This is a genomic window from Rhodocyclaceae bacterium, from assembly GCA_020248265.1.
GTDB lineage: Bacteria > Pseudomonadota > Gammaproteobacteria > Burkholderiales > CAIKXV01 > CAIKXV01.
The window spans coordinates 108,490-121,297 of sequence record JADCHX010000021.1; the positions used below are offsets into that span (position 1 = coordinate 108,490).

Below are 12,808 nucleotides of genomic sequence, written 5' to 3' on the forward strand. Positions count from 1 at the left end.
TCGAAGAGCGTCAGTCGAAGAACGTCAGTCCGTCAGCATCCGCCGGCGCGAAAGGTAGGCTACGACTACCAGTGCCGCGATGGCTGACAGTACATGCTTGATCGTATGGCCGCTCACCATGCCTCCGGTCGCATCGAACACCAGTCGGTCGTTGCGGTCGAATGCGAGCGCCAGTGCGTACAGGGCAATGACCGACACGACGAGGCCGCCGCGCGTGTAGCGTGGCGGGTACAGCCAGACCAGGGCGACGATGCAGGCCATCGGCCAGGCCTGCATCAGCAGGTAGGGACGCAGGTCGCCGGCACCACGGGCTTCGCTCCAGCCCCAGTAGAGCACGCTGCCGATGCCGGCGGCGAGGAACACGGGCAGCAGGCGCAGGCCGTGGCGCACGCCGGCGCGCTCGCAGACGATCGCCGCGAACCATGCCATGAATGCCAGCATCATCGCGAGGCGATCGATCAGCAGCCCATGGTTGTCGGGATCGAGGTGGTAGTAGCCCGAACCCAGCCCGATCGACGCAATGCCGATGAAGAACGTGCAGTAGGGAATGGCCTCCGCGCGGTGCTCGAACAGCGGCCGATGGCGCTGTCGCCACAGGAAGGCCAGCCCGATCGTGCCGGCCAGGATGAACAGCAGGTTCGATCCGGCATCCAGGCAGTTGGGCAGCCAGCCACAGGCTCGGCGATCCGCGAACTGGTGGTACTCCGGGGGCTGCGGCAGCGGCGGCAGCAGCGCCGCGCCGATGGCCATCACGACCGCGAGCCCGCACAGCGCCAGTGCCGCGTTCGACGGATGCCTGCGTGCCGTGCCGCCTGTCACGGCCGCTGGTGGGCCCAGCCGAGCAGCGCGTCGAATGCAGGCTGCGCGGCCAGTGCCTTCGGATGGTTGACGATCATCACCACCACGCTGCGCCGTCCGCGTGCATCGAGCACGTAGCCGGCGATCGCGCGCACGTCGTTCAATGAGCCGGTCTTGATGTGCGCCTGCCCGGCGATGCCCGAGTTGGCCAGCCGCCTGCGCATCGTGCCGTCGCTGGCGACCAGCGGCAGTGAAGCCATCAGTTCCGGCATCACCGGCGAGCGGAACGCGGCCACCAGAAGGTCTGACAGCCCCTTCGGCGTGATGCGCTCGATGCGCGACAGGCCGGACCCGTTCTCCACCACCAGCGAGGGCAGCGACAGCCGGCGGCTGCGTGCCCAGTCGGCGACGGCCTGCGACGAGCGGGCCCAGGTGGCGGGAACGCCCGGCCCCTGCCCCTGCACGCCGAGCGCGAGGTAGAGCTGCTGGGCCATCACGTTGTTGCTCCACTTGTTGATGTCGCGCACGATCTCCGACAGCGCCGGCGACACGTGCGCCGCCAGCACGCGCGGCCGCTCCCCGGCGCTGCCTTCACGCACCTGCCCGGTCAGCGTGCCGCCCAGATCGCGCCACAGTTGCTGGAACAGTCCGGCCACATACTCACGGTGCGACAGCACGCTGATCGGCCAGGCGCGCTCGCCGCAGGCGAGCGGATAGCTCCCGGTGACGGTCACCTTCGCGGCGGCAGCCGTGCCCTGCACGTCGACCGCGAGCTTCGCGAACGGATTGCCGCAGTCGGGCGATGCGTCCGGCTTCACTGTCACGACCAGCGCGACCTGCGGCAGCGGCGGCTCGAGGCTCACCGTGACTGCGCCGCGCTGAGGGTCGGGCAGCAGGCGCACCATGACCGCGCGGAAGTTGACCAGCAGCGCGTCGGGCGGTGTGTTGTAGGGCCGCGAAGGCTCGTTGTCGAATACCGACGCATCGCGCGCCTCGATCGCGAACGCGCTGCGATCGAGTACCAGGTCGCCGCGGATCTCGCGGATGCCGCGTGCACGCAGGGTGCGCAGCATCAGCCAGAACGCCTCCTGGGTCAGCCGGGGATCGCCGCTGCCGCGGATCACCAGGTCGCCGTCGAGTACGTCTCCGCGCTGCGGCGCCTGGGTCACCATCTCGGTGCGCCAGGTGAACGAGGGACCGAGCAGTTCGAGCGCTGCGAAGGTGGTCAGCAGCTTCATCGTCGAGGCGGGGTTCATCACGCTGTCGGCGTTGAGCGCGACCACGGGTTCGCCGCCGTCGAGGTCCTGCACCAGCAGGCCGACTGCCGATTCCGGGATGCCCGAGCGGGCCAGCGCGTTCGCGACCACCGTCGGCGTGCGGCCGCGCAGCTGCGCGCCGTTGCCGGTGCCGTTGCCAGGCTGTGCCACCGAGGGTAGCGCGAGCGGCAGCAGGATGGCGATGCAGGCCGCGCGGGCGGCGCGCAACAGCGTCCGCGTACCGCGTTGGCTGCGGGCGAAGGTCGCGGTCATGGCACCGGCGGCTTCAACGCCAGCACGATCGCTTGCCCGGGTTCTGCCACCGCGGCGGTCCAGCCGAGCCGGTCGCCGACCACTTGCGCGAAGGCGGAGGCGGCGCCGGCCTCGCCATGCACGACCCAGGTATGGTCGGGCGGCTGCCGGAACCCGGCGAGCCAGCCGAGCAGCGCACCCTGGTCGGCATGAGCCGACAGCCCGCCGATGGTGAATACCCGCGCGCGGACCGGAACCTCCTCCCCGAACAGGCGCACCAGCCGTGCACCGTCGACGATGCGCCGGCCCAGGGTGCCCTGCGCCTGGAAGCCAGTGATGATCACCGTGCATTCCGGACGGGGCAGGTTGTACTTCAGGTGATGCTTGATCCGCCCTGCATCGCACATGCCGCTGGCGGAAATGATCACGGCACCGTCGCGGATCGTGTTGATGAACATGGAGTCTTCGACCGACTCCGAAAAATGGATGCGCGGATACCCCTTTGCCGACGCAAGCCATCGGCCGAGGTGCGCGGCTTCATCGTCGAGTTCCGCATGGTGCTTCAGGGTGATCTGTGTCGCGCTCGTGGCCAGCGGCGAGTCGACGTAGACCTCCATCGGCGGCAACCGGCCATCGCGGGTCAGGCGGATCAGCAGCATCAGCAGGTCTTGCGTGCGGCCCACCGCGAAGGCCGGGATCACGACATTGCCCTTGCGCTCGACGAGTGCGCTGGTCAGTGCCTCGACCAGTTCGTCCAGCGTTGCCTCCATCGGGCGGTGCATCCGGTCGCCGTAGGTCGATTCGACCAGCAGCGTGTCGGCCAGGGGTACGGGTACCGCATCGCGCACGATCGGATGGCCAGGCTGGCCGAGGTCGCCCGAGAACACGATGCGATGCGTACCGCCAGGCATGACGAGCGTGACCTCGACGCTGGACGACCCGAGGATGTGTCCGGCATCGCGGAACACGACCCGCACGCCCGGATGCGGCTCGAACGGCGCCTCATAGCGGGTGCCGGAGAACAGCGCGATCGCCCGCTCGGCATCGGCCATGCGGTACAGCGGATCGACTTCCCTGTCGTCGTGTCGGCGCTGCGGATGCTTCGAGCCGTGCTGGCTGGCCGCTGACCGGGCCGACTTGCGCGACCACTCGGCTTCCTTCTGCTGGATGAACGCGGAGTCGCGCAGCATCACCGCGGCGAGGTCTGCCGTGGGCGCCGTCGCGTGGATCGCGCCGGAGAACCCTTCGGCAGCGAGCCTCGGCAGCAGCCCGCTGTGATCGATGTGCGCATGGGTCAGCAGCACGAAGTCGAGCGCAGCCGGGTCGAACGGGAACGGACGGCGGTTCTTGTCGGCGGCTTCGCGCCCACCCTGGAACATCCCGCAATCGACGAGGAAGCGCAGCCCGGGCATCTCGACCAGGTAGCAGGAGCCGGTGACTTCGCCGATGCCGCCGAGGAAGGTGAGTGTCGGTTCAGTCGCGAGCATGGTCGGATCAGTCTTTCAGCACCGCATGCAGCGCATCGAGGGTGGCATCGACCAGGTGCGCGACCTGCGCATCGTCGAGGATGTAGGGTGGCATGAAGTAGACGGTGGTGCCGATCGGGCGCAGCAGCAGTTCCCGCTCGAGGGCGGCGGTGAACAGCCGGCGGCCGAACGCGGTGTCTTCGCAATCGACCTCGAAGGCCCAGATCATGCCGAGGTTGCGGAAGTTGCGCACCCGCGGATGGGCAGTCAGCGGTTGTGCGCGCGCGGTGACCTGCAGCGAGCGCGCACGGTTCGTCTCGACCGTACCGTCCTGCGCGAAGATGTCCAGCGTTGCGAGCGCAGCCCGGCAGGCGAGCGGGTTGCCGGTGTACGAATGCGAATGCAGGAACGCACGCGCGCTGCTGTCGTCGTAGAACGCGTCGTAAACCTCGTCGGTGGTCAGCACGACCGACAGCGGCAGGTAGCCGCCGGTGATGCCCTTCGACAGGCAGAGAAAGTCCGGCTGGATGCCCGCCTGCTCGCAGGCGAACATCGTGCCGGTGCGGCCCATGCCGGTCATGATCTCGTCGGCGATCAGCAGGACGCCATGCTTCGTGCACAGGGTGCGTGCGCCGGCGAGGTAGTCGGGGTGGTACATGCGCATGCCGGAGGCGCCCTGCACCAGCGGCTCGACGATCATCGCCGCGACCGATCCCGCGGATCGTTCGAGTTCGGCTTCCAGTGCCGCCAGCGCGTCGGCGGTGCAGCCGGCGCAGCAGGGCTGGGCGGTGGCGGGGCCGGGGGCGGGCACGATCAGCGGCAGCTTCAGCAGCGGCGCATATGCATCGCGGAACAATGCCAGGTCGGTCACCGAAAGGGCGCCGAGCGTCTCGCCGTGGTAGCTGCCGGCCAGCGCGATGAAACGCTGCTTCGATGGCTGGCCGCGGTTGCGCCAGTAGTGGAAGGCCATCTTCAGCGCGATCTCGGTCGCCGAGGCGCCGTCGCTGGCGTAACTGGCATGGCCGAGGGGGGCGCTGCTCGCGGACAACCTGCTGTCGGATGCGCGCGGTGCCAGTGCGCTGAGCCGCTCCGACAGTTCCACCACCGGCGGATGCGTGAAGCCGGCGAGCATCACGTGGTCGAGCGTGCGCAATTGTTCGGTCAGTGGACCACCGATGCGCGGATTGCAATGGCCGAACAGGTTCACCCACCACGAGCTGATGGCGTCGAGGTAGCGGCGGCCTTCGAGGTCGTACAGCCATGCGCCGTCGCCGCGCGCGATCGGCACCATCGGCCAGGTGTCGTGCTGCTTCATCTGCGTGCACGGATTCCACACGTGCGCGAGGCTGCGCGCGAGCAGCGTGTCGTTTGCACTCATGCGGGCGGGCCGCCGAGCTTGCGTGCGAAGTGGATCAGCAGCCGGTTGAACCGGTCCGGTTCGTCCGCGAACAATGCATGGCCCGAGCGATGGAATACTTCGACCTGCGTACGCGGCCGCTGCAGGCGCAGGTTCCATGCCTGTTCCTGGAACTGCGGAGACACTGCGTAGAGCAGCGGGAGCTCGATCGACCGCACGACCTCGCGCCAGTACTCGCGCGGGATGTCGCGGGGGAACAGCGCGATGCTCGCCGCCAGCGGCATGCGCAGCGCGCCGTCCACCAGCGCACGCATTTCCGCCTCGGGTCGGCCGCTCGCGAAGACCGCGCGCACGAAACCGTCCAGGGCGGATTCGCGATCGGCCTGGAGCGCATCGATGAACGGTGAGCCAGCGGGCGGCGCCGGTTCTTCACCGACCGAGCTGTCGACCAGCACGACGCCGGCGAACGGCATGCTGCCGAACTGATGGATGGCGTGCAGGGTCTCCAGTGCCGCCAGCGACCAGCCGACCACCACTACCGGCGCGATCGAAGCGGCGAACGCATGCAGGTCGCGCGCACGGGTGCGGATGTCGTAACCCTCCGTCGGGCGATCCGATTCGCCCTGCCCGCGCGGATCCAGCGCGAACACCGCACGATCGGCCGAGAGCGGGCCGAACTGCCCAGCCCAGATCCAGGCCGGCATGCTCCAGCCTGGCAGCAGCAGGAACGATGGCCGGGCGGAGCGCACGCCCGACTGAAGGAACGACAGCCCGATACCGTCCGGCGCCTCGAACGTGCCGCGCACGGTGCCGGGCGGCAAGGTGAAGTCGGTGCCGGTCACCATGCGGGCGTGGCCGGGCGTTCGACGTTCAGCGAACGATGGTGGCCTGCGCGCCCGCGGTGGTCAGCGGGCGTGTCGCGATAAGCAGGCCGGAGCCAGCCCCGCCTTCGCGCCAGTGGTAGCCGAACGGGAACGGCAGCCGGGCCGGATTGCCATTCTTGATGAACGACTCCTGCAGGTCGCGTTGGTAGCCGTAGGACAGTGGGGGGATCGGCTTGCGGTACTCGCCGTACAACTGCACATCCCAGCCGGCCTGACGCAGTACGCGGTATGGCACGCCGGTGTCGTCCTGCACCACGGTATCGGCGGTCGTCAGCAGTGCCTCGCGCACCTGCAGGAACTGCCGGTCGTGCAGCAGGTAGGACGCAGACTTCACCAGCGCGGTGGCCGGGCCCTGGCGGCTCAGCCAGGTGGTGAATTCCGGGTAGAACGCGAGCGCGCGGTCGGTTGCGTCCAGCGAGAAGTACTGCAGCGACTGCGTGGTGCGGGTCGCCGGGTCCATGAACACGATGCGCATCCCGCGCAACGGCATGCGCGGACGCTTGCTGGCGGGATCCGCGTAGGCGGCGGTGAGTTCGGGGAACAGGTCCACCGGCTCGGCCGACACGATCTGTCGGTTGTACAGCGCCATCATCACCGCGATCACCGGTACCGTACCGCGCAGTCGCGGCGCGGTCAGCTGGCGGCTCATGTAGGAGGTGATGAAGTAGTTGCGTTCGAAGATGTCGCGCAGTGCTTCGCGCACGCTCGCCAGAAGTTCAGCGAACTCCTGCGGCGACTTGGTGGAGAGGTCCGGCAGTGCGCTCGGACGCTCCAGGCTGAAGAACACGTAGCGCGCATGGTTCGGGAAAAGCGCGTACGCGTTGAGGAAGTCGGGGCCGCTGAACGGATAGAGCATCGTCCGGCTTCGAGCATCCGGGATGCGGATGTTCTGATCGCGCCAGCCTTCCATTGCCAGCAGCCGGGCACGCACTGGAGCCCACTGCTCGCGCATCCATTCCTGGTGTGCCTTGAACGCGTCGAGTGCGACGAAACGGTCGATCACCGGATCGCCGGCAGACGGGACGATGCCGGCCATCAGTTGCGCTGCGGCAGTGAGCCGCCGGTCGGCCTGGGGGAGCGGCGACAGGCTGGCCGGGATGACGGCCGGTTGCGGTTGCGCCTGCTGGGACGGCATGCGCCCCTGGGCGCCCGCCAGTGCCGGCAGGCCTCCGACGGCCAGCGAGAGCAGTCCGGAGGCGAGCGCGCGGCGGCGTCCGAACGATGCGGGAAGCGGCTGGACGAGTTGTGCTGGAGCGGGGAGGCGCATGCTTTTGGGGTGGTACACGGACGGCGGCGGCAGGCAGCACCGGGGCGCGTCGAAGTGGAAAATCAGGGCAATCCTGTAGTTTAACGTCGCAAGCCTTACATCCGTGCACAGTACCTGCGCGAGTGGCCCGAATCCGGCAGAAGCGAGTCGGATTCGCCACAACAGGCTCGCTTTCTTTATCGGCCGCAGCCGGGACAGGTTGACCCGCCGGGCCGGTGACCGATGGAGCATCGCAGGCTGGCGAGAGAGCTGAGCACGTGCTTACTGTCGGCTTGGAGCCCTCGCAGCGGGACTGTCGTGGCGCGGGGTAAAGGGATTGCCGTGTTCTCGGAAGGGCTGCTCCGGTTGAACATGTCGAGGCACTTGCAATTGTCCGCGCAGCCCGTCTATTATTAGCACTCGATTTCGGCGAGTGCTAGCAGGTCGGGCGGCAGGCAGCGTACCGGCCACACGCCTCCGGCACTCGGTTGTGTCCAACAGCAGTCATCCAAGCAGGAGATCCACACATGAAAATCCGTCCGTTGCACGACCGCGTCGTGGTCCGCCGCCTCGAAGAAGAGCGCAAGACCGCCTCCGGCATCGTCATCCCCGACACCGCCGCTGAAAAGCCCGACCAGGGCGAAGTCATCGCCATCGGAAACGGCAAGATCCTCGACGACGGCAAGACCCGTCCGCTGGACGTGAAGGTCGGCGACCGTGTCCTGTTCGGCAAGTACTCTGGCCAGACCGTCAAGGTCAAGGGCGAAGAGTTCCTCGTGATGCGCGAGGAAGACATCATGGGCGTGGTCGAGCTGTAACCGCCCCCGGCTCTTCGTTCCGCAGCAGAACAACCCCAGAATTCAGGAGATTCAGACATGGCAGCTAAAGACGTCAAATTCCACGACAGCGCACGGTCCAAGATCGTCGTCGGCGTGAACGTGCTGGCCGATGCGGTCAAGGTCACCCTCGGCCCGAAAGGCCGCAACGTCGTGCTCGAGCGCAGCTTCGGTGCCCCGACCGTGACCAAGGACGGTGTCTCCGTCGCCAAGGAAATCGAGCTGAAGGACAAGTTCGAGAACATGGGCGCGCAGATGCTGAAGGAAGTCGCTTCGAAGACCTCCGACATCGCCGGTGACGGCACCACCACCGCGACCGTGCTGGCCCAGTCGATCGTGCAGGAAGGCATGAAGTACGTTGCCGCCGGCATGAACCCGATGGACCTGAAGCGCGGCATCGACAAGGCCGTCGAGTCGGTCGTTGCCGAACTGAAGAAGATCAGCAAGCCCTGCACGACGAACAAGGAAATCGCTCAGGTCGGCTCGATCTCGGCGAACTCCGACAGCGACATCGGCGACATCATCGCCAAGGCGATGGACAAGGTCGGCAAGGAAGGCGTGATCACCGTCGAAGACGGCAAGTCGCTCGAGAACGAACTCGACATCGTCGAGGGCATGCAGTTCGACCGTGGCTACCTCTCGCCCTACTTCATCAACACCGCCGAGAAGCAGCAGTCGGTACTCGAGAACCCCTACATCCTCCTGCACGACAAGAAGATCTCGAACATCCGTGATCTCCTGCCCGTACTCGAGCAGGTCGCCAAGGCCGGCCGTCCGCTGCTGATCATCGCCGAGGAAGTCGACGGCGAGGCGCTGGCCACCCTGGTGGTGAACAACATCCGCGGCATCCTGAAGACCTGCGCCGTCAAGGCCCCGGGTTTCGGCGACCGCCGCAAGGCCATGCTGGAAGACATCGCGATCCTGACCGGCGGCACGGTCATCGCCGAAGAAGTCGGCCTGAAGCTCGAGAACGCCACCCTGACCGACCTCGGCCAGGCCAAGCGCATCGAAGTGGGCAAGGAAGAGACCACGATCATCGACGGCCACGCCGACAAGGCGAGCATCGAGTCGCGCATCAAGCAGATCCGTGCGCAGATCGAGGAAGCCACCAGCGATTACGACCGTGAGAAGCTGCAGGAGCGCGTTGCGAAACTCGCCGGCGGCGTTGCGGTGGTACGCGTCGGTGCGGCGACCGAAGTCGAGATGAAAGAGAAGAAGGCCCGCGTCGAAGACGCGCTGCACGCGACCCGTGCGGCTGTCGAAGAAGGTATCGTCCCCGGCGGCGGCGTGGCGCTGGTGCGTGCCCGTTCCAACCTGGGCAAGCTGAAGGGCGACAACATCGACCAGGAAGCCGGCATCAAGATCGTGCTGCGTGCGATCGAAGAGCCGATGCGCCAGATCGCTTCGAACGCCGGTGACGAGGCTTCGGTCGTCGTCAACAAGGTCGTCGAAGGCAAGGGCAACTTCGGCTACAACGCCGCCACCGGCCAGTACGGTGACATGGTCGAGATGGGCGTGCTGGACCCGACCAAGGTCGCGCGCGTCGCGCTGCAGAACGCAGCCTCGGTTGCCGGCCTGATCCTCACCACCGACGCGATGGTTGCCGAGGCGGCGAAGGATGACGCAGGCGGCCACGCCGGCCACAACCACGGCGGCATGGGCGGCATGGGCGGGATGGACATGTAACAAGGCCTCCCGGCCTCCGGAACGGCCCGCGCATGCGCGGGCCCGACTGGACCTGTTTCAGAAGAGCCCCGCTTCGGCGGGGCTTTTTTTCGTGCGCGGTACAGCCGCGCCAGGCCCCGGATGCACCCCGGTTGCACGTAGAATGCGCGTGATTTCAAGCGCGAAGCGTGAACGACATGACTCCGCCGGCCGTACTTCGACTGCTGCAGAGGTTCAATGGCGCCGCGCGCGCCGAACAGGCACGCGCGCCTGACGACCGAGCGGACGCACTCGAGCCTCGGGTGAACTGGGCGATCCAGCCCTGGCGGCGTTCTCCGTTCATCTGGCAGCAGCGTGCGCTCTCGGGCGCCAGGATCGGCGCGTTCCTGCTCCAGCACGGTTTCCGGCCGATGACGCCGGCCGGTACGGCGCTGCTCGATGCGGCGATCGCCGACCCCGTGGCGGCGATCGAGGACCCGGCACCGCTATGGGCGGCGCTGTTCGGCCGCCAGCTTGTCGAGTGCAGCCTCGAGGCTGGTGCCGGCCAGCCCCGTGCCGACCGGTTGCTTGCAGACCTCTCAGCGGCGGCCCGCCCCAGCGTCGCGCTGACCGAAGTCAGGCAGGTGCTTTATCGTGGCCGGATGCTGGTGATGTTCCGTTACCTCGGGCAGCGGCACGCGTTCAGTGTGTCGCGCCTGGGCAGTCGGCTCGATGTCGACGCGGTCCTGTCGGGGTTCAACGCCCTGATGACATACCTCGCGCATCCCTGCCGGGGATTCCGGATCGATCGCCCGTGGCCGCCGGAGGGCAGCGCCAATGCGGCCGCGTACCTGATCGTCACGCGCGCGGACCGCTTCGAAGCCGCTGCCCGCGCGCTCGCGATCCCGCTCGCGGCTCAGCCCGGGCGCCGGACGACGTAGCGTACGAACGCGTCGCGCTTCGCGAAGCGGTCGTACAGGCCCCGCGCGCGGTAGTTGTCTTCGCGCGTCATCCAGTAGATGCGTGACCAGCCTTCGTCGCGCATGCGCCCGCACAGGTGCTCGATCAGTGCCGCGCCCACGCCGCGCGCACGTTCGCCCGGCTGCACGTACAGGTCTTCGAGGTAGCAGACCGGCGCGATCTCCCAGGTGTTCGCATGCAGGATGTAGTGGCAGAGGCCGATCGCGCTGCCGTCGGCACCTTCCGCCACCAGCCCGTGTACGGTCGAGGCCGGGTCGAACAGGCGCGACCACAGCACCTGCGTGGTCGCGGCATCGAGCGCGACTTCGTAGAAAGCCAGGTAGCCCGCCCACAGTACCTGCCACTGCGGCTGGTCGCGCGGCTCGATCGGGCGGATGGCCACGGTGGCGTGCATCGGTCGGTCGTCCCGGGGCGCTCAGCAGCGAGCCAGCTGCAGCGCGCCGGGGGCGAAGAACTCGTCCAGCGTGACCGGGCGGTCGATCAGGCCCTGCGCATGCGCCCAGCCGATCTGCGTCTCGACCGTGCGCCGGTTCTCGGGTGCATCGCCGGCACCCACGCCCGAAGCTACGCCATACGGCCAGAAATCATGGCCCATGACGCCGCGCGTCTGCTCCAGGTGCGTGGGCGTCCACGGCAGCATCACCTTCGGCGCCTGCTCGATCTCGAGGTCTGCCACCGCGAGGTCGCGTGCCTTGGCGAACGCTGCCATCAGCGCGGGTGCCAGTGACGGATGCGCGTCGAGGATGCTTCGCCGCACGACCATCACGTGCATGATCGGGAACAGTGCGGTGTCGCGCCAGTAGCGCTGCTCTTCGGCGGCGTAGTCGGGGAACATGCGCATCACGGTGCGCCCGTCGAAGGTACGTGGCGGCGTGTATGCGCAGAGGGCGTCGAGCCCGCCCTCGGCGACCAGGTCGGCGAGAAAGCGCCCGCCCGAGGTCTCGATCGACCAGCCGTTGCGCAGCTTCGGTGCGGTGACCTGTGCGCGCTCCTGGCGGTCGACATCGCCGACCACCCAGCGCACCTTCGACAGGTCGACGCCGTAGTAGTCTGCCCAGATGCCGCGCACCACCAGCGACACGGTATTCGTGAACTCGCGCGTGCCGACCCGGCGCCCTTCGATGTCCTTCGGCGTACGGATGCCGGCCGCGCCACGCACGAACATCGCGTGATGGCGGAAGCAGCGGGTCGGGAAGATCGGCAGCGCGACGTACGGCGAGGCACCGCGTGCAGTGGCGATCAGGTAGTTGCAGAACGACAGTTCGGTGATGTCGAACTCGGCGGTTTCGAACGCGCGCGAGAACAGGCTTTCGAGTTCGCCCGAGGTCCAGGCGACGTCGAAGCCTTCGACCGGAGCCCGCCCGTCGAGCAGCGCCCGCGTGCGGTCGAAAAGCCCGACCGCGCCGGTGATCTTCGGCAGGCTCAAGCCTTCACCGCCGGCAGCGCGCTGACGCCGACCATGCTGTCGCGCGACACCAGTTGCGCGAGCTGCGCCTCGGACATGCCTTCGCTGCCTTCCGGGCGCATCGGCAGCACGATGTAGCGCAGGTCGGCCGTGGAGTCGTGCACCCGCACCGCGACATCGTCGGGCAGTACGGTGCCGAACTCGCGCAGAACCGCGCGCGGTTCGCGCACCAGCCGCGCGCGGTAGGCGCGGCTCTTGTACCAGGCCGGCGGCATGCCCAGCAGCATGCGCGGGTAGCACGAGCAGAGGGTGCAGACGATCACGTTGTGCACCTTCGGCGTGTTCTCGACCACCGTGAGCTTCACGTCGAACACGTTCATGTCGAAGCCCAGCGATTCGCAGGCGGCGGTGGCGTCCTGCAGCAGCAGCCCCTTGAAGGCCGGGTCGACCCAGGCGCGAGCGACCACGCGCGCGCCGCCTTCCGGCGTGCGGCTGTCGTAGCTCTCGACCGTGCGCCGGACCTCGTCGGCGGTGAGCACGTTCTTCTCCATCAGCAGTTCGCGCACCGCGATCTCGAGCTTGCGGTAGTAGTCGAGGGTGTCATCGTGGTCGCGCTGCGGTGCGTGCGGATCGATTGCGCCGGCTTCGCCGTGCGCGTGCGGGTGGTCGTGTCCGATGTGCAT

General features: G+C 67.9%; 12 protein-coding genes. 3 read left to right on the plus strand and 9 right to left on the minus strand.

Annotated elements, in window-relative coordinates; genetic code table 11:
• Window positions 1-24: 24 nt before the first annotated feature.
• The 6 genes from ING98_17475 to ING98_17500 are packed head-to-tail and all read right to left on the minus strand — an operon-like array spanning window position 25 to window position 7,280.
• Complete coding sequence (locus tag ING98_17475) at window positions 25-819, minus strand: hypothetical protein (GenBank protein ID MCA3103661.1); 795 nt, start codon at window positions 817-819, stop codon at window positions 25-27.
• Entirely contained in the window at window positions 816-2,327 is a 1,512-nt protein-coding gene (gene dacB, locus ING98_17480) for a D-alanyl-D-alanine carboxypeptidase/D-alanyl-D-alanine-endopeptidase (GenBank protein ID MCA3103662.1), read from the minus strand. The genes ING98_17475 and dacB overlap by 4 nt, the downstream gene beginning before the upstream one ends.
• Window positions 2,324-3,793, minus strand: coding sequence for an MBL fold metallo-hydrolase (locus tag ING98_17485; protein MCA3103663.1), 1,470 nt, complete (start codon window positions 3,791-3,793; stop codon window positions 2,324-2,326). Before ING98_17485 ends, dacB begins: the two co-directional genes overlap by 4 nt.
• A 7-nt stretch (window positions 3,794-3,800) precedes the next feature.
• Entirely contained in the window at window positions 3,801-5,150 is a 1,350-nt protein-coding gene (locus tag ING98_17490) for an adenosylmethionine--8-amino-7-oxononanoate transaminase (protein MCA3103664.1), read from the minus strand.
• Window positions 5,147-5,974: an alpha/beta fold hydrolase gene (locus tag ING98_17495; protein ID MCA3103665.1), complete on the minus strand. Its 828-nt coding sequence runs from the start codon at window positions 5,972-5,974 to the stop codon at window positions 5,147-5,149. The genes ING98_17490 and ING98_17495 overlap by 4 nt, the downstream gene beginning before the upstream one ends.
• Before the next feature lie 25 nt (window positions 5,975-5,999).
• Window positions 6,000-7,280 (minus strand): hypothetical protein, encoded by a 1,281-nt coding sequence (locus ING98_17500; GenBank protein MCA3103666.1) that lies wholly within the window; start codon window positions 7,278-7,280, stop codon window positions 6,000-6,002.
• A 506-nt stretch (window positions 7,281-7,786) separates the two neighbouring features.
• Here ING98_17500 and groES point away from each other — a divergent pair.
• From groES to ING98_17515, 3 genes are all read left to right on the plus strand, one after another.
• Entirely contained in the window at window positions 7,787-8,077 is a 291-nt protein-coding gene (gene groES, locus ING98_17505) for a co-chaperone GroES (protein MCA3103667.1), read from the plus strand.
• A 57-nt stretch (window positions 8,078-8,134) separates the two neighbouring features.
• A complete protein-coding gene (gene groL, locus ING98_17510) occupies window positions 8,135-9,781 on the plus strand; it encodes a chaperonin GroEL (protein MCA3103668.1) in 1,647 nt (548 codons plus the stop codon).
• A 167-nt stretch (window positions 9,782-9,948) separates the two neighbouring features.
• On the plus strand, window positions 9,949-10,680 hold the full coding sequence (locus ING98_17515; GenBank protein ID MCA3103669.1) for a hypothetical protein: 732 nt from the start codon (window positions 9,949-9,951) through the stop codon (window positions 10,678-10,680).
• On the opposite strand, the gene ING98_17520 is transcribed toward ING98_17515, so the two are convergent.
• The 3 genes from ING98_17520 to nthA are packed head-to-tail and all read right to left on the minus strand — an operon-like array spanning window position 10,656 to window position 12,808.
• Window positions 10,656-11,114 carry a GNAT family N-acetyltransferase gene (locus tag ING98_17520; protein ID MCA3103670.1) on the minus strand — a complete coding sequence of 153 codons (459 nt, stop codon included), beginning with the start codon at window positions 11,112-11,114 and terminating at the stop codon, window positions 10,656-10,658. The two genes, ING98_17515 and ING98_17520, sit on opposite strands and share 25 nt — an antisense overlap.
• 21 nt (window positions 11,115-11,135) lie before the next feature.
• A complete protein-coding gene (locus ING98_17525) occupies window positions 11,136-12,146 on the minus strand; it encodes an ABC transporter substrate-binding protein (protein MCA3103671.1) in 1,011 nt (336 codons plus the stop codon).
• A complete protein-coding gene (nthA, locus tag ING98_17530; GenBank protein ID MCA3103672.1) occupies window positions 12,143-12,808 on the minus strand; it encodes a nitrile hydratase subunit alpha in 666 nt (221 codons plus the stop codon). The genes ING98_17525 and nthA overlap by 4 nt, the downstream gene beginning before the upstream one ends.